This window comes from Marinomonas sp. UCMA 3892 (assembly GCF_012726345.1).
Lineage (GTDB): Bacteria > Pseudomonadota > Gammaproteobacteria > Pseudomonadales > Marinomonadaceae > Marinomonas.
In genome coordinates, this window is the sequence record NZ_PTXN01000001.1 from 237,612 (window position 1) to 255,953 (window position 18,342).

The 18,342-nt window shown below is 42.3% G+C and carries 19 protein-coding genes; 7 read left to right on the forward strand and 12 right to left on the reverse strand.

The genetic code is table 11. The features are described 5' to 3' along the window. The first annotated feature begins 84 nt into the window (after nucleotides 1-84). Nucleotides 85-1,008, forward strand: a complete 924-nt coding sequence (locus tag B6N13_RS01225) for a histone deacetylase family protein (RefSeq protein ID WP_169458200.1) — start codon at nucleotides 85-87, stop codon at nucleotides 1,006-1,008. Between the two features lie 16 nt (nucleotides 1,009-1,024). Here the strand turns inward: B6N13_RS01225 and hxpB are convergent, their stop codons facing one another. Genes hxpB through B6N13_RS01245 form a run of 4 tightly spaced genes read right to left on the reverse strand, consistent with a single transcriptional unit; the run spans nucleotide 1,025 to nucleotide 4,536 of the window. Beyond that, entirely contained in the window at nucleotides 1,025-1,687 is a 663-nt protein-coding gene (gene hxpB / locus B6N13_RS01230) for a hexitol phosphatase HxpB (protein ID WP_169458201.1), read from the reverse strand. A gap of 53 nt (nucleotides 1,688-1,740) precedes the next feature. Beyond that, complete coding sequence (locus B6N13_RS01235; protein WP_169458202.1) at nucleotides 1,741-3,045, reverse strand: TRAP transporter large permease subunit; 1,305 nt, start codon at nucleotides 3,043-3,045, stop codon at nucleotides 1,741-1,743. Nucleotide 3,046: 1 nt separating this feature from the next. After that, nucleotides 3,047-3,559 (reverse strand): TRAP transporter small permease, encoded by a 513-nt coding sequence (locus B6N13_RS01240; protein ID WP_169458203.1) that lies wholly within the window; start codon nucleotides 3,557-3,559, stop codon nucleotides 3,047-3,049. Beyond that, entirely contained in the window at nucleotides 3,556-4,536 is a 981-nt protein-coding gene (locus B6N13_RS01245; RefSeq protein ID WP_169458204.1) for a TRAP transporter substrate-binding protein, read from the reverse strand. Before B6N13_RS01245 ends, B6N13_RS01240 begins: the two co-directional genes overlap by 4 nt. 492 nt (nucleotides 4,537-5,028) lie before the next feature. Between B6N13_RS01245 and B6N13_RS01250 the strand changes: the two genes are divergently transcribed. The 3 genes from B6N13_RS01250 to B6N13_RS01260 all read left to right on the forward strand — a co-directional run bounded on the left by B6N13_RS01250 (nucleotide 5,029) and on the right by B6N13_RS01260 (nucleotide 7,911). Continuing rightward, nucleotides 5,029-6,054: a TRAP transporter substrate-binding protein gene (locus tag B6N13_RS01250; RefSeq protein WP_169458205.1), complete on the forward strand. Its 1,026-nt coding sequence runs from the start codon at nucleotides 5,029-5,031 to the stop codon at nucleotides 6,052-6,054. A 70-nt stretch (nucleotides 6,055-6,124) separates the two neighbouring features. Beyond that, nucleotides 6,125-6,625 carry a TRAP transporter small permease gene (locus tag B6N13_RS01255; RefSeq protein WP_248280185.1) on the forward strand — a complete coding sequence of 167 codons (501 nt, stop codon included), beginning with the start codon at nucleotides 6,125-6,127 and terminating at the stop codon, nucleotides 6,623-6,625. Then, entirely contained in the window at nucleotides 6,622-7,911 is a 1,290-nt protein-coding gene (locus B6N13_RS01260) for a TRAP transporter large permease subunit (protein WP_169458207.1), read from the forward strand. Before B6N13_RS01255 ends, B6N13_RS01260 begins: the two co-directional genes overlap by 4 nt. Before the next feature lie 11 nt (nucleotides 7,912-7,922). Here B6N13_RS01260 and B6N13_RS01265 read toward each other — a convergent pair whose 3' ends face one another. The 6 genes from B6N13_RS01265 to B6N13_RS23495 all read right to left on the reverse strand — a co-directional run bounded on the left by B6N13_RS01265 (nucleotide 7,923) and on the right by B6N13_RS23495 (nucleotide 13,495). After that, the gene (locus B6N13_RS01265; RefSeq protein ID WP_169458208.1) at nucleotides 7,923-8,987 is read right to left on the reverse strand and encodes a helix-turn-helix domain-containing protein; all 1,065 of its coding nucleotides are present in this window, start codon (nucleotides 8,985-8,987) and stop codon (nucleotides 7,923-7,925) included. 194 nt (nucleotides 8,988-9,181) lie between these two features. After that, nucleotides 9,182-10,303, reverse strand: a complete 1,122-nt coding sequence (locus tag B6N13_RS01270) for a TOBE-like domain-containing protein (protein WP_169458209.1) — start codon at nucleotides 10,301-10,303, stop codon at nucleotides 9,182-9,184. Further along, entirely contained in the window at nucleotides 10,300-11,190 is an 891-nt protein-coding gene (gene cysW, locus B6N13_RS01275) for a sulfate ABC transporter permease subunit CysW (RefSeq protein ID WP_011978479.1), read from the reverse strand. The genes B6N13_RS01270 and cysW overlap by 4 nt, the downstream gene beginning before the upstream one ends. A gap of 9 nt (nucleotides 11,191-11,199) precedes the next feature. Then, nucleotides 11,200-12,060, reverse strand: a complete 861-nt coding sequence (gene cysT / locus B6N13_RS01280) for a sulfate/thiosulfate ABC transporter permease CysT (protein ID WP_169458210.1) — start codon at nucleotides 12,058-12,060, stop codon at nucleotides 11,200-11,202. A 138-nt stretch (nucleotides 12,061-12,198) separates the two neighbouring features. Next, the gene (gene cysP / locus B6N13_RS01285) at nucleotides 12,199-13,212 is read right to left on the reverse strand and encodes a thiosulfate ABC transporter substrate-binding protein CysP (RefSeq protein WP_011978481.1); all 1,014 of its coding nucleotides are present in this window, start codon (nucleotides 13,210-13,212) and stop codon (nucleotides 12,199-12,201) included. A gap of 160 nt (nucleotides 13,213-13,372) precedes the next feature. Next, nucleotides 13,373-13,495 carry a hypothetical protein gene (locus tag B6N13_RS23495; protein ID WP_282434048.1) on the reverse strand — a complete coding sequence of 41 codons (123 nt, stop codon included), beginning with the start codon at nucleotides 13,493-13,495 and terminating at the stop codon, nucleotides 13,373-13,375. A gap of 141 nt (nucleotides 13,496-13,636) precedes the next feature. Here B6N13_RS23495 and B6N13_RS01290 point away from each other — a divergent pair, with 141 nt between their 5' ends. Beyond that, on the forward strand, nucleotides 13,637-13,861 hold the full coding sequence (locus tag B6N13_RS01290; RefSeq protein ID WP_011978482.1) for a FeoA family protein: 225 nt from the start codon (nucleotides 13,637-13,639) through the stop codon (nucleotides 13,859-13,861). 31 nt (nucleotides 13,862-13,892) lie between these two features. Continuing rightward, nucleotides 13,893-15,974: a ferrous iron transport protein B gene (feoB, locus tag B6N13_RS01295; protein WP_169458211.1), complete on the forward strand. Its 2,082-nt coding sequence runs from the start codon at nucleotides 13,893-13,895 to the stop codon at nucleotides 15,972-15,974. A gap of 48 nt (nucleotides 15,975-16,022) precedes the next feature. On the opposite strand, the gene B6N13_RS01300 is transcribed toward feoB, so the two are convergent. Together B6N13_RS01300 and B6N13_RS01305 are read right to left on the reverse strand one after the other, a co-directional pair. After that, nucleotides 16,023-16,814, reverse strand: a complete 792-nt coding sequence (locus B6N13_RS01300; RefSeq protein ID WP_169458212.1) for a GGDEF domain-containing protein — start codon at nucleotides 16,812-16,814, stop codon at nucleotides 16,023-16,025. A gap of 123 nt (nucleotides 16,815-16,937) precedes the next feature. Then, a complete protein-coding gene (locus B6N13_RS01305; RefSeq protein WP_169458213.1) occupies nucleotides 16,938-17,249 on the reverse strand; it encodes a cupin domain-containing protein in 312 nt (103 codons plus the stop codon). A 250-nt stretch (nucleotides 17,250-17,499) separates the two neighbouring features. Between B6N13_RS01305 and B6N13_RS01310 the strand changes: the two genes are divergently transcribed. Next, entirely contained in the window at nucleotides 17,500-18,321 is an 822-nt protein-coding gene (locus B6N13_RS01310) for a helix-turn-helix domain-containing protein (RefSeq protein WP_169458214.1), read from the forward strand. Nucleotides 18,322-18,342: the final 21 nt, after the last annotated feature.

The window sequence follows — 18,342 nt, forward strand, 5'->3', positions numbered from 1 at the left end:
CGTGTATGGCTTGATATCAAACAGTTAAACGTCAGAATAGACAAAAAATAAAAATCGTCAAAAATAAAAAACACTGGAATAAAGATGACAACGGCTTACATCACACACACTTATTGCGACAAGCATGATATGGGAGAAGATCATCCTGAGTCTCCATTGCGCCTTGGTGCGATTCAAAATCGTTTGATCATGGGGCAGTTGATGGATTTTCTACGTCGTTTAGAGTCCGATCCAGCAACTCGAGAGCAATTGCTGCTGGCTCATGATGAAGCCTATGTGGACTCTATTTTTGCGCGAGCGCCGGAAGAAGGTCATGTGGAACTAGAACCAGAAACCTTGATGATGCCACACACGCTAGATGCTGCGCTCTATGCAGCAGGTTCGGTGATTAAAGCAGTAGACTTAGTAATGACTGGCGAAATGGACAACGCCTTTTGCGCGATTCGCCCACCGGGTCATCATGCAGAGTACGACAAAGCTATGGGCTTTTGTTTGTTCAATAACATTGCTGTTGGAACACGTTATGCCATTGAAAAATACGGTTTAGAGCGTGTGGCGATCGTAGATTTTGATGTTCATCACGGTAACGGCACCGAAGACATTTTTAAAGCTGATCCGAAAGTGCTTTATGCTTCCAGCTACCAACATCCGTTTTATCCCTACAGTGATCCTGGTGCTTCCCACGATAATATATTACACATGCCTCTGGAAGCAGGCTCTGGTAGCGAAGCTTTTCAAACCATCATGACTGAGCAGCTGTTGCCAGCGCTGGACACATTCAAGCCGCAGTTGATTATGATTTCAGCAGGCTTTGATGCTCACAAAGAAGACCCAATGGGGCAGCTAAGATTAAGCGAGTCTGATTTTACTTGGATTACCGATCTTTTAATGGACGTGGCTGATCGTTATTGTGGTGGAAACGTAGTATCGGTGTTAGAAGGTGGTTATAACGTAGATGCGTTGGGGCGCGCTGCATTTTGTCATATCAAAAGCTTAATGAGGCTTTGAGGTTTTTGGTTTGATCTTAGGATTGAGTCAAAAGCGCTTTGCCTAGTTGGTGGTTGAACTCGGATAAATTCTTGAGCTTGTGTGCTGCTAGATCAAATTTTTCATGATCAAATTCGTTTGCATGGGGCACTGCAATTGCTTTAATGCCAGCAGCTGATGCAGCTTTTATACCGCCGAGTGAATCCTCAAAAGCAATACACTGATGAGCTTCAATACCAAGTTTCTCCAGTGTTAGCTGGTAAACATCAGGAGCGGGTTTGCCTTGGCTTACTTCATCAGCTGAGCTGTAAGCCATAAAATAGTCTGCAATATTAAGGCGCTGTAACACGCTAGGAATAATATCTTTTGGTGAGTTGGTGGCAAGGCCAATTTTTACTTTGGCTTGTTGTAGTGAGTCGAGTAGGTTATGAACGCCATGCATGGCTTGCCCTTGAGTCTCGATCAAATATTTGACTTGCTCAACGACACGGTTTTCGACTTCCTCAAGAGAGGCATCTTGCCAAGGCTGTTTTGCAAACCAAAATTCAGTAACTTCTCTTGTCGTCATTGCCGCAGTTAGTGTCGCTAACTCGGCCGTAACTTCAACACCAACCGATGAGAACACATCGTATTCCGCTTGCTTCCAGAAAGGTTCAGAATCAATCAGTAATCCATCCATGTCAAAAATGACTGCTTGCATAATTGTTTATCACTTTGCTTTTTTCTTGGTGCTTTATTAAACATGGATAAAGCCTAATTTGAAAGTGCATTAGGCAGCCATAAAGCAATTTCTGGAACTAGGCAAAGTATGAATGCAGCTAAGCACATCAGAAGAAAGAATGGGAAAGCGGCTTTTGCGACTTTGCCTATTTTTTCTCCGGTAAGACCTTGTAGAACAAAGAGGTTAAAGCCAACTGGTGGTGTGATTTGCCCAAGCTCTATGAGTATGACAAGAAATACGCCAAACCAAATGGGATCAAAGCCAGCTTGAATAACTATGGGTAAGGTTATAGGTAAGCTCATTACCGTGATGGAAATACCGTCTAGAAATAAGCCAAGTATTATGTAAAAAATTGCCAGTGCTAAAAGTAAAAAAGCAGGCGTAAGATCCAGGCTTGCAATGTAGCCAGCTAGTTCGGAAGGCAGGTGTAGGAAGCCCATAGCGGTAGATAAAAGCGCAGCAGAAACCAATATGCTGCATACCATGGTAGAGCTTAACAAGGTGGCAATCATTGCCTCTTGTATCATTTTAAAAGATAGCTGACGTTCTTTTATTAAAATAATGACGGTTGCAAATACACCGACAGCGGCGGCTTCTGATGGTGTGGCAATACCTGTATAAATTGCTCCCATTACGATAACTATCAGTGAAATTACGGGTAAAAGCAGAACCAAACTTTCAAGTTTACTGGCGGTATGGGATTGTTCTGGTGGACATAATGAAGGGTTTAATATTGCTCGAAAGATGATGTATCCAGAATAAAGGGCGGCAATCAAAACCCCAGGTAATACACCAGCCATAAAAAGTTTACTGATTGATACCTCTGACTGAATACCATAAACGATCATCACAAGAGACGGCGGAATTAATAGCCCTAAGCTTCCCGCTCCAGCTAAGGAGCCGACGGATAAATTTCTATCATAACCACGTTTTTTAAGTTCCGTCGTGGTTATTTTTCCCACCGTTGCGGTGGTGGCAGCACTTGAACCACTTACCGCAGCAAAAAGAGCACAGCCGAAAACATTCGTGTGAAGTATGCCGCCAGGGATCTTTTTCGTCCAAGGCTCTAATCCGCGAAATAATCTATCTGAGATATCAGACCGAAAGATAAGCTCGCCCATCAGTATAAAAAGCGGGATAGCAGATAGCTCCCAAGAGTTTGCAGATCTAAAAATAATACGACTGAGTATAGCTCCGGAGCGATCTAAACTGACATCGCCAATTAAAATTAGGGATAACAAGGCGACGATAGCTAATCCAGAGAATACCCAAACCCCAAGTCCGAGTACCAAGAGAATTAAAGTAATAACGCCAACGGCAGATAATAGAATTTCCATCTTATTTATTGCTCTCGATATGTGGGACTTGGCGTGTAGATACGAGTACAAGTATTCTGACAAATAGGGTTAAGCACAAAAGAGCTAAGCCAATTAATACCATACCTTCGGGAATCCAAAGAGGTGTTTCTGCTATGGATTCGCTGGTGACATTGCGTTTAAAGCTTCTGGCGACATTGATGTACCAGTAATAGGAAACCCAAAAAAACATAGCGAAAGAAACGAGAGAAATAAGAGAATCTAATATCCAGTGATATTTTTCAGGCAGACGGTCACTTAAAATATTTACCTTTATTAAACCATTTCGTTCTAAGCTATAGCCTAAGCCAAGAAAAGTAATAGTGGCTATAGCGTAACCAACAAATTCATCCAAAACATACGTTGATGTTCCAAATAGTCGTAAGACAATTTCCAACAGTATATGGCACAATAGATAAGCTATAAGTAACATTGCCAAGGCTCCAGACAGCTGATTAAGCCGTCTGGAAATACTGACTAATAGACGGATGATCATTTGTTTTTCTCAAAATCCGCCATGATATCGTTACCTGATTTTCCAGTATCTTTTAGCCATTCTTTTAAAGATGGTTTCGCTGATTCTTGTAGCCAACTAATAAAAGTTTTTGAAAGGTTTTGATGAATAGTTACATTGTTCGCAGCAAGTTCTTTGTAATTATCTGCAACGCGAGTTCTTACAGTTTGCCAGTTGTGTTCATCTGTTAATGCCGCCGCTTTTAAAATAGCGCTTTGTTCCTCACTAGATAAATCATCAAACGCATCTTTGTTCATGTGAACCATGTTCAGAGGGATTGCATATTGAATGGCGCTATAATTATCTAGATGTTCCCAAAATTTACCGCTCGCACCAGCATCGGCTGAGGTAAGTACCGCTTTAATCCCTCCTGTAGACAGTTGAGGAACGACATCTCCCCATGAAAGGCTAATTGGTTCTGCGCCTGCTTCACGTAATGTCAAAGTGCCATTTTTGTCATAGGTACGGATTTTTAAATTGGCGAGTTCTTCTTTTGTAGTAACAGGTTTTTGAGACCAAATGCCGCTCGCTGGCCAAGGGGACGCGTAAAGCAGGATTTGTCCATTTTGAGCAAATACTTTCTGGTAATAAGGTTTGGCAATTTTATAAAGTTGTTCGGCCTGATCTTCATTTTCAACAATAAAAGGCAACGAAGACAATAAAAATATAGGATCAATACCTGCCATACTGCCGGCTAAGGTGTCTGCAATTTGGATCGCGTTATCGGCAACCGCGTAAAAGTTATCCGTAGATTTGAAACCTAAAGATCCCCCCGTATGAAGTGTGATATCTATGTCACCTTTACTAAGCTTAGTGACTTGATCAATGAAATATTTATCACCTTCTGCGTGGATTGAGGTTGCGTTGTACTCATTAGAGAAGTCAAATTTAGCAGCAGCTAATGTGAATGGTGTTTGGGATAAAGCAATAGAAACTAACAATAGACTAGGGTAGCGCATACGACTTTTTCCTTTGAGAAGATTTGTATTTCTACGATCCTAGGCCGCTTACCTATTATTGATGTTTCTTATTGCGGCGAAAGGTTGACGGAAAGCGACAAGATTAACTTAAATGTAAGCTCATTTAAGTATGAGTGGTCTTTATTATCATAATAATACTTCTCTTTCCAACTGTAATATCTAGATTTTTTGTTGCGTCTTTGAATTGCCTTTTATGATATATTTTGATTATCGACCGTATTTATTATTTATCATTTTTACACTTTTCTTGTCGTATATAGTCAATATATTGCCGCAACCAGTCCTCTTACGTTTAGACCTGTCTTTACTATGAAAATGACCAAATTATTTATAAGTAATTTTTCTTAACTTATTTTTTATCTGTTTTATAACGTTTATTTCAGTAAAAAGAAATATAGGCTATGAAAGTTATTTATAAGTGATTTTTCTTAATTCATATGTTTTATAACGTTCAATGAGGTAAGGGAAAATATGAAATCTACAAATTATTTTTTTGTGGTTGTTTTAACTTTTTTGGGGTGGTGTATTTCTTTTCAGGCTCAAGCTGATACAAGAGTGTTGAAGTTTCATAGCGGGTTAGCCCAAACAAGACCGGAAGCTCAATATATAGAAGAGTTCGCCACTCTAGTTAATGAAAAATCTAATGGTTCTCTTCAAGTAGATGTTTATCACTCTGGGTCACTTGGTTTAAAAGAAGCAGATATGCTTCGAATAATGAAGGGTGGCATGGTTGATTTAGCCTTGATGTATGGTGAATATTATAAACGAGATGCGCCAGCTCTAGCATCTGTGTATGCACAAGGGGCTATTACAAAAGCAGAGCAGCATTTAGCATTACTGCCAACTTTGCGCTCAATTTATAGAGATGCCTATGCTAAGTGGGATATTCATACTGTTGGTGGGGTTGTTGCTCCTGTTTTTGATGTGGGTTTGCACTGTAAGGCACCAGTTAACTCTTTAGCAGAATTGAAAGATAAAAAGGTTCGTGTTTGGTCTGGTCATCTTGTTGATACGTTCAAAAAACTAGGGATATCCGCGCAAGTTATTGGCCAGAACGATATGTATCTTGCATTGCAAACAGGTGTTGTTGACTGTGCTTATTACCTTTCAACGGTAGCTAAAACAGTCTCTTTACAGGAAGTGACTAAGTACGAATCTTACCTACATCCTTGGGCAGCGTCTCCATGGATGTTTGGAGTGAGTGATAGAACATGGAAGTCTTTAACTGCAGATCAACAAAAAGCGTTGACCGATGCTGGTGAAGAAATTTGGAAGAAAACCAAATTGCTTGCTGTCGATCCACAACGAGAAGCGGCTGCACGAGAAGAACGTAAATCTTTAGGCATCACAGTTTTAGAGCCATTTAGTGAAAATGATGTGCAAACCTTTGTGGATGCAGCCATGAGTGCTTGGAAAGATATGGCGGAAGCTTCTGGGCCTGAGGGAATGAAGTATTATGAAACTGTCTCTACATTAGCAAAAGAGCAGCAAAAATAATCATTTGAAAGAGGGCACAAATGTGCCCTTTTTTTTTGTATTTACTTAGTACCTTTTGTTGGGAGATACGATGTCTTTTATTTCCAATGTATTTGATCGATTGATACGAGCTATTTTCTATATCGGGGTTATTTCCGGCGGCATTATGGCTGCCTTAATACTTGTTAGTTCGTTACTTCGCTATGTCGTAGGGACGCCTATTTCGTTTTCTGATGAGTTGGCAGGTCTGCTCTTTGTTACTTTGGCTTTTACTACCTTTCCTTTGGTAATGGAGCGTTCAGAACATATACAGCTGTCAATACTAACTGAAAGGTTAAATCATGGCACTCAGCGTGTCTGTCGTATATTCGCTTCATTAATTTTGTTTACTTTCGCAACTGTTTTCATTTATCAGTCTTGGGCGTTCATGGATTTTTCTCGCATGATTACATCACGAACGGATGTCAGCGGCATTCTACTTTGGCCTTGGATGGCTTTAATGCCTATATCAATGGGGCTTTGTATTCTGGTTGAGCTACGGGCTATTTTCCGAATTGTTATTGATAGCCCTATTTCGGAGCATTCACTATGAGTTGGTTGATTTTAGGTTCCAGTTTAGCTGTTTTGTTGGGAAGTGGTGCTATTTTAGGGGCAGCGCTCGGATTAACTGGATTTATTTTGTTGCACTTTCAAGCGGGTGGAGCGAGTGCATTAGCAATTAATTCAGCTTGGAATTTGTTATCAGATTTTACTTTGAGTGCAGTTCCGCTATTCATTATTTTAGGTGATATTTTATTAGCCAGCGGGGTATCTACCCGAGTATATAATGGTTTAGTTCCTTTATTTCGCAATGTGCCTGGGAAGTTACTGCACACAAATATTGCCGTATGTACTTTATTTGGTGCAGTCAGTGGGTCGAGTACATCTACCGCGGCGGCTATAGGATCTGTGAGTTATCCAGAGCTTAGTAAGCGTGGTTATAACTCTAATATGGTGGTAGGAACCCTCGCTGCAGGCGGAACGCTTGGTTTACTTATACCTCCTAGTTTGTCTTTGCTGATTTATGGCGCAACACAAGATGTATCGATTGGCCGTCTTTTTATGGCTGGGTTGATTCCTGGGGCTTTAATCTCATTTGGTTTTTTTGCTTGGATCTATTTTCGATCTAAGTTTGGCAGCCCTGTTACGCCAGAAGAAAAAGAAGAGTTTAGTTGGGGGGATGCTATAAGAGGTTTAGCTCAAGTCTGGCCTTTACCTATACTGATATTTTTTGTTTTGGGGACTATTTATATGGGTATCACAACGCCAACTGAGTCCGCTGCAATGGGCGTTGGTGTTGCCATTATTTTAGGTTTTTTTTGGGGCGATTTAACCGCAAAAAAACTTTGGGAAGCGTTGTGTCGAGCATCAATGATGTTTAGTGCAGTTGCCTTAATATTAGTTGGGACCGTTATTTTAGCCCAAGCGGTTAGCCTACTAGGCTTACCTAGATCTGCGGTTGAAGCGATAAATGATCTAGGGCTGGATAGATATGGCGTACTCGTTATGGTTGTCGTCGTTTATCTTGTTCTTGGGTGTTTTTTTGATGGTATTTCTCTGCTTCTAATGACGCTACCGATTACTTTCCCAATGGTTACTAGTATGGGTTTTGATCCTGTCTGGTTTGGTGTCATTGTTACCTTATTAATGGAGGTGGGTATGATTACCCCTCCTGTTGGACTGAACTTATTTGTTCTGAGTTCCATTACTAAAGGTGAGGTAAGTGTAACCAGTGCCGCAAAAGCCTCTTTACCATATTGGCTTATACTTCTAGTTGCCGTATTTGTATTTACATTATTTCCAAATATTGTCTTGTGGTTACCTAATGCATTGAATTAATTGCATACAAGCTAGCTCACTTGAGACGTACGACGAGAGTCCATTGGCGATTGGCCAAAGAATTTATGAAAAGTACGGCTGAAGTGGGCTGAGCTTACAAAACCGCAAGCGATAGAAATTTCAAAAATACTCAGGTTGGACTGCTGTATTAGTTGACGGGCATGGGTCAACCTGAATTCCATATAATATCGCGCTGGTGTGACACCAACGTTAATTTTAAATAGTCTTTCTATTTGTCGACGAGAGATGCCAATCAGCTTAATAAGTTCATCGATGCTTAATGGATCTTCAATATTATTTTCCATTAATTTTATGGCTTCTTTAATACAATCGGGAGTATGAGTTTCGGACCGCAAAAAGCGGTTAATCGTTTTTTTGTCTGCCTCGCTGGTTCGATCAGAACCAATAACTTCCGCTACGGCTTGTGAGTAATCTGTTCCATAAGAGTCTTTTATAAAGTGGAGCATCATATCTAAGGCTGTATTTGGGCCACAGCATGTGAATAGCAGGCCATTGTCTTCGGTAAAAGAAGAGGTTGATAAATTCAATGTCGGAAAACGTTCTTCCATAATTGCTTTATTGTCTTGGTGTATAGAGAGTGTTCCTCCAGTTTTTATTTGGCTGTCTGCAATATAAAAACTTCCGTTCCATATACCAATGATGGTTGTATGCGACTGGGCGGCCTTGACTAATATTTTGTTCAGCAATGGTTCTGGTCTTAGCGAATTACGAAAGCCACCACAAATCACTAAAATAGACTCTTTGCTTACTTCAATATCTCGTATGTTACCATCTGTTGTTATTTCTATAGAGACATCAGACAGTGCTTTGTTGCTATTTACACCGTATGTTTTGCATTCGTAAATAGGATTGTCATGCACTAGATTTAAGGTCACTAGAGTATCTAAGACAACGGAAAAGGAAGACATGGAAAAGTGGTCTAGTAGTACAAAGTTTGCTTTTTTGGGTTGTATTGAAGACGCTTTAGAGAGGGGAGGGTGAGTAAAAGCAAGATTAGAGCGTTTCAAATGGCTTTGAAAATAGGATGTATTTGTCTTGCTACTTGTTTCTAACATACTTCGATCCCCTTTTGATTTTTTTTATGAACACGATACATTATTTTTTATGCAAATAAAATGCCGTAATTTTTAGGGAGAATTGTTAGTTTTGAGCCATGAATATGGAGAGCGGAGCAGCGAAGGATTGTTATTTTCAATGCGATTGATATAAAAAAGCGACGCAATGTGCATCGCTCTTTTACTTGTTTAAACTACGATTTTTCAGTCAATTTGGTTTTCTCTGTTTCCCAATTCAATAGCACAGGTTGCTGTGCATCATGGGCAAAGAAGTAACCTGCTTTTGGCGTGACGTATAAGGTTTGTCCTTTTTCGAAGCAGTTCTTATCGAACGCCTTGTGAGGCAGATCGATTTCCCATACGTCGTTGCTTTGCCAATCAATCGGAGTCAGTTCTAGGCGAACTTCGGCCCCAATTGGGTTGATGGCAATGACACGCAAAGGCAAGTTGGCTTGAGCGGTTGGCTCTGTAGACACAAAGAATTCATGGGAGCGAATGTACAGTTGGCCGTCTTTCTGTTCTGTACCATTTGGCAGAGCGATACTGGCTTGCTGATTTTGCCATTTGCCGTTTTCCACTTTGCCTTCAAAGACATTGGCATTGCCTAGGAAGTCGAAGACAAATCGGCTGTTAGGTGAGGCATAAAGTGCACCTGGTTGGTCGATCTGTTCTATATGGCCATTACTCATTACGACAACGCGATCAGACAGTTCCAAGGCTTCTTCTTGGTCATGGGTAACGAAGACACTGGTGAAGCCCAGTTCATCGTGCAATCCGCGCAACCAGCGACGCAGCTCTTTACGAACCTTAGCATCCAAAGCACCGAAGGGTTCGTCTAGTAGCAAGACTTCTGGCTGAGTCGCCAAGGCACGTGCCAAAGCAATACGCTGTTTTTGACCACCAGAAAGCTGTGACGGGAAACGGCTGGCAAGATGTTCAAGCTGCACCATTTCCAATAAATGCATGACGCGATTTTTTATTTCAGTCGGGCTTGGGCGTTCCTTACGAGGTAAGACTTCTAAGCCAAAGGCCACATTGTCAGCCACTGTCATGTGACGGAATAAGGCGTAGTTTTGGAACACGAAGCCCACGCGACGATCTCGCACATGCAGGTTAGTCACGTCTCGGTCGCCAAATTGAATGCGGCCAGTGTCTGCGCCTTCAAGCCCTGCGATAATACGTAATAGGGTGGTTTTTCCTGAGCCTGATGGACCAAGCAGACCAATCATTTCGCCTTCGTTGATATCCAATGACAAAGGTGACAAGGCTTGAAACTGCCCAAAGTGTTTGGAAATGTTTTCAATCAAAATGCTCATTGTGTCACCTGTCTTTCTTTTTCAGCTTCAATTTTTAAACTACGTTCCTGACGCCATTCGATGAAGGCTTTCAACAACAAGGTAAGTAGGGCAATCATTGCCAATAGCGAGGCGCTGGCGAACGCCGCAGCGGCTTGGTAATCCTCATATTGCAGCTGAACGTGCAGCGGCAAGGTGTTGGTTTCGCCACGAATATTTCCAGATACCACAGATACCGCGCCAAATTCACCCACAGCACGAGCATTGGTAAGGATGACACCATAAATCAGCGCCCATTTGATATTGGGCAAGGTCACGCGACGGAATAATTGCCAGCCAGAAGCACCCAGAATCACTGCGGCTTCTTCGTCTTCTCGTCCTTGTTGTTGCATCAAGGGAATCAATTCACGGGCGACAAATGGACAAGTAACAAACACGGTGACCATAACGATACCCGGCCAAGCGAACATCAACTGGATATCTTGATCGTACAACCAAGAGCCAATCCAGCCGTTATTGCCGTACAACAATAGATACAATAAACCCGCGACCACAGGGGAAACAGCAAACGGGATATCCATCAGGGTCATCAATATTTTGCGGCCAGGAAACTCAAATCGGGTCACTGCCCACGCTAACATCACGCCGAAGACCAAGTTGATTGGCACGGTTAACGCGGCAACCACAAGCGTTAGACCAATGGCGTGCAAGGTATCGGCTTCAATTAAGCTGTTAAAGTAGTGCGCTGCGCCTTCGACAAAAGCCTGTTGGAAAATGGCAATCAGCGGCACAACTAATAAAATTGCGGTCAAAAATAAGGTAATACCGATTAACAGGCCTTTTACCCAAGGACTGTCGCCAACTCTTAGCTGGTGGCGCTGCCCAGATGATGTTTTAGAAGATGACATAATATTTTCCTAACTGCGTCCATGAAGGCGGCGTAAATAACGCGCTTGCCAGATGTTGATGGCGAACAAGAGGATCAGCGACGCCATCAGCACAACAGACGCAATGGCGCTGGCGGCAGGGAAATCGAACTCTTGTAAGCTAACGAATATCATCAAGGACGTAATTTCGCTGACGTAAGGCATGTTACCCGCGATAAAAATGACCGCGCCAAATTCACCCAAACTACGGGTGAACGACAAGGCAACGCCCGTCATCAATGCTGGCCACAAGGCCGGAAAAATGACGCGACGAAATACCGACCAATCGGAAGCGCCTAATGTCATACCGGCTTCTTCCTCCTCTGGAGATAACTCTTCTAATACTGGTTGAACGGTTCTGACCACAAAAGGAATACTGGTAAATGCCATGGCAAGCACGATACCCCAAGGTGTGTAAGCAACCTTGAGCCCAAGACTTTCGAGTATTTCCCCATACCAGCCGTTTTGCGCATATAAAGTAGCTAAAGTGATACCGGCAACCGCGGTTGGCAAGGCAAAAGGTAAATCTACTAACGCGTCTAGTATACGGCGTCCGGGGAATTCATAACGTACTAATACCCAAGCGAGCAATAAGCCAAAAAAACCGTTAAAAATCGAAGCAAGCAAAGCCGCCCAAAGCGTTACTTTGTAACTGGCAACTACGCGTTCGTCGCTGATTACCTGCCAATATCTGTCCCAGCCCATATCAACGGATTGCATGACTAATCCGCTCATTGGGAGTAACAGAATCAAGCTGATAAACAGCAGGGAGGTTCCCAAGCTTAAACTGAGTCCGGGCAAGACTCGCTTATGGCGAGGTCTGGTATCGGCCGCGCTTAAATGTGTTGCCATGTGTTTGCCTGTATTTTAATAAAATTGTTTCAATGAGCGTTTTGTAGTGAGTACCGAAATCAAGCAATAAACTTATTGCTCAGAGACAGAAAAGCCGGAAACGCAAGCGTATCCGGCTAGTTGTTATCTATTCTGATATTAGCGGCGCTGAAGTTGGTCTAGTTTACCACCATTTGTGAATATTTCTTTAGTAGCTTGTGGCCAACCACCTGCAATATTTTCTACTGTTAATAAGTCCACTTCAGGGAATTTGTCAGCGAACTCTTTTTTCACAACATCGTTGTGTACGCGGTAGTTAAAGCCTGCCAATAAACGTTGAGATTCTTCGCTGTACAAGTAGCTTAGGTATTCACGAGAAACTTCCTCTGTACCGTTTTTCTTCGCGTTTTTTTCTACCACGGCGACTGGGAATTCTGCCAAGATAGAGGTTTTTGGAACAACTACTTCGTATTTGTCTGCGCCATATTGGTTACGAATGTTGTTCACTTCAGATTCGAAAGTAATCAACACATCACCAATACCACGCTCAACGAAAGTTGTGGTCGCACCACGGCCGCCAGTATCAAATACTGAGACGTTTTTTAGAAAAGTACCTAAGAAGTCATCGATCTTAGTTTCGTTGTCTTTACCAAAGGTTTTTTGTGCATAACCGTAAGCTGCTAGAAAGGTGTAACGACCGTTGCCTGATGTTTTAGGGTTTGGGAACACCAATGCCACATTATTACCTGCTAAATCGCCCCAGCTATGAATATTTTTCGGATTACCTTTACGAACTAGGAAGGCAATCGTTGAGTAATAAGGCGAGCTGGCATTTGGAAATTCGTTTTTCCAGTCAGCTGGGATTAACTTGCCTTTGTCATGCAAAACTTGTACGTCGGTGACTTGGTTGAACGTTACTACATCGGCAGATAAGCCATTCATGATGGCATTGGCTTGTTTTGAAGAACCAGCATGAGACTGTTTAATCTCAATGGTTTTGCCCGTTTTTTCTAACCAATGTTTCTCAAAGGTCGGGTTGTAAGTGGCGAACAACTCACGAGCAATATCGTAAGATGTGTTAAGAATAGTTTGATCTGCTGCAGACGCTTGAACGGCTCCGCTCAACAATAATGTACCAATAATAGATTTCAAAAAATGCTGTTTAGATTTCATAGTGCCCTCGTGTGGGAAGCAGTGAATTATATTGACAGCGAGATTACTTAAAAGATTTAGTTATTACAATGTCTGTAAATAAACTTTTTTGGAATATAGATAAGGCGTTTTTTAAAACAGATGTTTTTCAATAACTTGACGAAATGCGTTGTGACTTTTATTACGTTGCTAGAGTTATTGATTGCAGCCAATCCATAAAGACCGTAAGGCGTTTGGTTGGTTGTCTGCGTGATGGATAGAGCAAGGATACCGGCATTGGCTCTGCTTCAGACTTGTCTATCATTACTTACCTTTATTCGTTTAAATAGAACAAAATTATCGATCTTCATTACACTTTTGTTCTGGTGACTTTCTACCTGTGTGAGCCATAATATGAGCACGATTTTATTTGATAATTATTATTACGTTTATTCTTGGAGAGATAATGCTTCTATCACAGTTGCCGAAAGGTACGGTTGCTGAAATTCATTCTGTGTCTCATCCACAAGAAGATATGCAACGTCAGCTTCTAGCATTAGGTTTTGATCCAGGTGAAACCGTGCAGCTGATGACAAAAGCACCATTTGGCCATTCTTTGCAAATAAAGGTTGGCTCTACTTTGGTCGCCATTCATTCTGAAGACGCAAGCTATATTCACCTCTGCGATTAATATTTAGCTTCAACAAGAGATCACCACAAGTATGACATTCCACATCACTTTAGTCGGTAATCCAAATACAGGGAAAACGACTTTATTTAATAAGCTGGCAGGAACTCGGCAAAAAGTAGGCAATTGGGCCGGCGTTACAGTGGATTGTAAGACAGGTTTTTTTAATAGCTCGGATCAGCGTGTAGACATGACAGACTTGCCGGGCATTTACAGTTTGAATAATCAGACTGGCGGTATGGATGAGGTTATTGCGCGACGCTTTTTAACCGAGAGTGATTACGACGTTATTGTCAATGTGGTGGATGCGACCAACTTAAAACGTAACCTTAAATTGACGCAAGAACTTGTCGCCTTGGGGCGTCCAATGTTGATCGTTCTCACCATGACAGATTTGGCTCGCAAGCTGAATATTATGCCGAATCTAGAGATATTATCGAAGAATATCGGCGTGCCAGTCGTTGATGGCCATCAGTTGTCGGTAACAGATTTACAACGCCAACTATTAGTACATTTTCATGCTTTGCCAACGGATCGTGAATTGGCCATGCAACGAAGCCTCAGTGATGAGTATTCCGATTCTTTAAGGGTTCCGAGTGTTGCGCTTTGGTTGTCTAACGTGACCAAAGGACGGGCGCAGGCGAAAAATTTCACTGACAGAATAGATCAAATCGTGCTGCATCCTTGGTTTGGTATTCCGATCTTTTTGTTTGCCATGTACGCCATGTTTGCGGTGGCTATTGGTGTTGGTACCTTATTTATCGACCCCATCGATATGTTTGCAGGCTATTGGTTTGTGACCTTTCCAAGCTACTGGCTAGCGCAGTTAGGCATTCCTCAGTGGATCATTGTCATACTTGCCAATGGCTTAGGCGGTGGTATTCAGCTGGTGGCGAGTTTTATCCCTGTCATTGGTTTCCTCTATTTATGTTTAAGTATCTTGGAAGACAGCGGATACATGGCGCGAGCGGCGTTTATTGTTGATCGTATTATGTCGTCGATTGGTCTGCCCGGTCAGGCGTTTATTCCGTTGCTATTAGGTTTTGGCTGTAATGTGCCGTCTATTATGGCGACGCGAAGTTTGACTAATGTTCGACAACGGATGTTGACCATGGCGATGGCGCCTTTTATGTCTTGTGGTGCGCGTTTGGCCGTGTACGTAATGTTTGTGTCGGTGTTTTTCCGCGAGTACGGTGGACTGCTGGTGTTCGGTTTATACCTGTTTGGTATCATCATGGCAGTTGGCACGGCGTGGATTTTCAGAAAACAACTATTTCGTAATGTACGAGTGAGTGTTTTGATGGAAATGCCCCATTATCATCGTCCACGTTGGAGCAATGTCGGTTTGTCGAGTTGGCATAAAGTGCGCAGCTTTATTCTGCGTGCCGGCAAAACCATAGTGCTTGTTTCAGCGATTCTAACCATTTTGAATTCAGTGCCATCTTGGCGCGCCGCAGACGAAGGCGGCAAGCCTTCCGCCTTGGCTGAAATCGGCCAAGTCATCACGCCTGTGTTTTCTCCGATTGGCATGGGCGATGATAATTGGCCTGCTGCCGTTGGTGTGTTTACTGGCATCTTAGCGAAAGAAGCTGTAGTCGGCACTATGGATGCCTTGTATTCCAATGCCGCAAATAAGCCGAGCAACATTGAATATGAATCTCCAATAAGCAATATCGTCGGCGCTATAACATTGTTAGGTAGTAATCTTGCGGGCATTGTAACGACATTAACTGATCCGCTAGGTTTGACCAGCGTCAGTGAAGCCAAAGGCCAAGCTATGACGCCTGGGCATCGCAACATGATATCTTTATTTGAAGGTTGGAAAGGCGCGTTTTCGTATCTGGTCTTTGTACTACTTTATACACCTTGTGCCGCGACCATTGGCGCCTTGGTAAAAGAAGGCGGAATGCTGTGGTCGAGCGTGGTGGTTGCATGGAGTACCACAGTGGCTTACGTTGCTGCGGTATTCAGCTTTCAGCTATTAACTTTTGGTGATCATCCGGTTAGTTCGTTGGTTACCATTGGTATCGCAGCAGTCTGCTTAATCCTTTTTATTATAGGATTAAAAGTCTGGGTGAAGCCGAGGATAGAAAGCAACATCATAGCTGTTGGATGATTTGATTACTGCTTAAGATAGAGCTTGAGAAAGAGCCCAATAAAGAGCTTAGGTATTAGTGAGGTTGGGTGTGAAGACAACCGCGCAGCTTTTACCTGCTTGCTTGGCAAAGTACATGGCTGTGTCGGCGTCTTTAATAGCCGTTTCTGTATCTAGTTTTTCAAACCCTAAAATGCGGATGCCAATGCTCGCGCCCACATGAAGTTGCTTGTTTTTGAACTTTATGGGCTGCTTGATGATGTGACAAAGTTTGTTGGCGACCTGCATGGCAGAGGCACGTGAAATTTGTTCCTGATTGTCTAAATTGGTTAGCAGAACCATAAACTCATCGCCACCTAAACGCCCAGCACTGTCTTCAGTGCGAACATTATCATTTAAGCGCCGTGCTATTTCGATAAGTACTTCGTCCCCCGCAGCATGTCCTTCAATATCGTTGATTACTTTAAAACCATCTAAATCAATAATTAACACAGCCCCTGATGCTCCGTGACGCTGTGTCTGCGCGATTAATTTTTCTAAAAACAAAGACAAACCACGGCGATTGGCTAATTGCGTGAGAGGATCGGTATGAGCAAGGTGATGGATCTGCGTAATCGCTTGATCGCGAGCCAGAGTAAAAGGGCGTATTACCCAGCAATAAATACACGGTGTAGATAGTATTGATAATAACAAAATATCCAGAAACGCTAACCAATAAAGGCCAATATCTACCTTTAATATGCCCAGCGCTAGCATGATGACAAATTCCCACACCATAATAATCGCAGCAATACGAACGATCACCTGAGTAGTGCTAAGGGAAGGGTATGCACTGTAATCAGAAGGCGGTGGAAGATTCATAAGCGAACATCATATAAAATTTATTAATTCACAGTAATTGAATCTATTGTCTAAATCAGTGGCTCTTCTGTAAGAAAATGTGAAAATAAACAACAAGATAGTGAAGGAGATAAACACATGACTTTAAACACTGCCTTCTTTTTCGATTACTAAAATGCGCGCCTCACCAATGGGGTGCGCAACATGTTCAGTGCCAATTGCAGCATAAAAAATATCGCCTACCGTCATCAGCTGAATATGCTCTTTTCCATCGACTCGATAATGCATATTCACCTTACCATCTAACACCACAAATACTTCTTCACCATCGTTGATGTGCCATTTGTACGGCTGATCTGTCCAGTGCAAGCGGGTGGTAATACCATTCATATTGGCAATGTCCAACGCGCCCCAAGCGCGCTCGGCAGTGAAGTCTTTGGCTTTGATGAATGTCATGAGTTGACCTTGCTGAAGTTGATAAATTGTTTGATAAGTAAAAAGTACAAGCTAGTTAATCGTTAGACAATCGAGAAAGCGATAAAACGTCACTTTGACGATGAAGGTGACGTTTTATCAGGGAGTAGAGGGAATGTGTTGTGAACTTAAGTAATTCAAAGTTTATTCGGGTTTAGCTAAGATTGTCTTTTTATGGTTTTATTAGATAGAAACATTGAATATTAGTCGCCGTCATTTAACAGGATTCTAATTGGAAGCATATCAGACACTGTATCAACCTTTTCAGCCGACATTAACGAGTGTGGGGCAAGGTCACTTTGGCTTGAATCTACAAGTCCATAAGCCTTGCTTGGCATTGTCGGACGATGTTTATGCTTTTGTTGAGGTAAATACGGATCATCCTACTATGTATCCGATTGTTCCAGATGGAACCAATATCCTGTTTTTCTCCATGTGTTCAGAATCATTCGGAGGCACTCAATCCTCTATTTTGGATGTGTCTCTAAATTCTGGAGGAGGACCCTATTTTGGTATTTGGTTCCAACCCGGAAGGTTGCGTCGCTTCTTTAATGTCGATGTTTCAGAAGTCGCCGATCAATTAGTGGGATTGGATTTTTTGGCAAACAGGGTGTTTTTATCATTACAAGAAGGCTTGTATGAGAAAGCGTCTTTTAAAGAGAGAATCGCTTATTGCGAGGGGTTATTGTTAAAGCATACGGCACCTAGAAGCTTCCCTGATAAATTGAAGTACGCCCAGTCTCTTATCTATCGGGAGAGCGGTGTCATCAACATAGCTCAACTAGCAAACGAGGTAGATTGGAGTCATCGACACTTAAATCGACAGTTTTTATTACATACAGGCCTTACTAGCAAAGCGTTCGCCCAGACTGTTCGTATCAATCATTTTCTAAAACGATGCTATCAAGGCACTGGTTCTTATCTACATCATGGGCTAGATCTTGGGTTTTATGATCAGTCGCATATACTGAAAGCCACGGCTCAGCACAGCGTAAAACTGCTTTCTCCAATTTCTCAGCAATTCATGTCCAATTTTTACAATCCTCAACCTTAAGTCACATTCATACTCGCTAAA

What these genes read in the sequence shown, in the direction of transcription:
- cysP (WP_011978481.1), bottom strand. Translation starts at nt 13,212, where the DNA reads ATGAAATCTAAACAGCATTTTTTGAAATCTATTATTGGTACATTATTG.
- B6N13_RS01270 (WP_169458209.1), bottom strand. Translation starts at nt 10,303, where the DNA reads ATGAGCATTTTGATTGAAAACATTTCCAAACACTTTGGGCAGTTTCAA.
- B6N13_RS01245 (WP_169458204.1), bottom strand. Translation starts at nt 4,536, where the DNA reads ATGCGCTACCCTAGTCTATTGTTAGTTTCTATTGCTTTATCCCAAACA.
- hxpB (WP_169458201.1), bottom strand. Translation starts at nt 1,687, where the DNA reads ATGCAAGCAGTCATTTTTGACATGGATGGATTACTGATTGATTCTGAA.
- B6N13_RS01290 (WP_011978482.1), top strand. Translation starts at nt 13,637, where the DNA reads ATGCTTCTATCACAGTTGCCGAAAGGTACGGTTGCTGAAATTCATTCT.
- B6N13_RS01300 (WP_169458212.1), bottom strand. Translation starts at nt 16,814, where the DNA reads ATGAATCTTCCACCGCCTTCTGATTACAGTGCATACCCTTCCCTTAGC.
- B6N13_RS01235 (WP_169458202.1), bottom strand. Translation starts at nt 3,045, where the DNA reads ATGGAAATTCTATTATCTGCCGTTGGCGTTATTACTTTAATTCTCTTG.
- B6N13_RS01260 (WP_169458207.1), top strand. Translation starts at nt 6,622, where the DNA reads ATGAGTTGGTTGATTTTAGGTTCCAGTTTAGCTGTTTTGTTGGGAAGT.
- B6N13_RS01305 (WP_169458213.1), bottom strand. Translation starts at nt 17,249, where the DNA reads ATGACATTCATCAAAGCCAAAGACTTCACTGCCGAGCGCGCTTGGGGC.
- B6N13_RS01240 (WP_169458203.1), bottom strand. Translation starts at nt 3,559, where the DNA reads ATGATCATCCGTCTATTAGTCAGTATTTCCAGACGGCTTAATCAGCTG.
- B6N13_RS01225 (WP_169458200.1), top strand. Translation starts at nt 85, where the DNA reads ATGACAACGGCTTACATCACACACACTTATTGCGACAAGCATGATATG.
- B6N13_RS01255 (WP_248280185.1), top strand. Translation starts at nt 6,125, where the DNA reads ATGTCTTTTATTTCCAATGTATTTGATCGATTGATACGAGCTATTTTC.
- feoB (WP_169458211.1), top strand. Translation starts at nt 13,893, where the DNA reads ATGACATTCCACATCACTTTAGTCGGTAATCCAAATACAGGGAAAACG.
- B6N13_RS01265 (WP_169458208.1), bottom strand. Translation starts at nt 8,987, where the DNA reads ATGTTAGAAACAAGTAGCAAGACAAATACATCCTATTTTCAAAGCCAT.
- cysT (WP_169458210.1), bottom strand. Translation starts at nt 12,060, where the DNA reads ATGGCAACACATTTAAGCGCGGCCGATACCAGACCTCGCCATAAGCGA.
- B6N13_RS23495 (WP_282434048.1), bottom strand. Translation starts at nt 13,495, where the DNA reads ATGATAGACAAGTCTGAAGCAGAGCCAATGCCGGTATCCTTGCTCTAT.
- B6N13_RS01250 (WP_169458205.1), top strand. Translation starts at nt 5,029, where the DNA reads ATGAAATCTACAAATTATTTTTTTGTGGTTGTTTTAACTTTTTTGGGG.
- cysW (WP_011978479.1), bottom strand. Translation starts at nt 11,190, where the DNA reads ATGTCATCTTCTAAAACATCATCTGGGCAGCGCCACCAGCTAAGAGTT.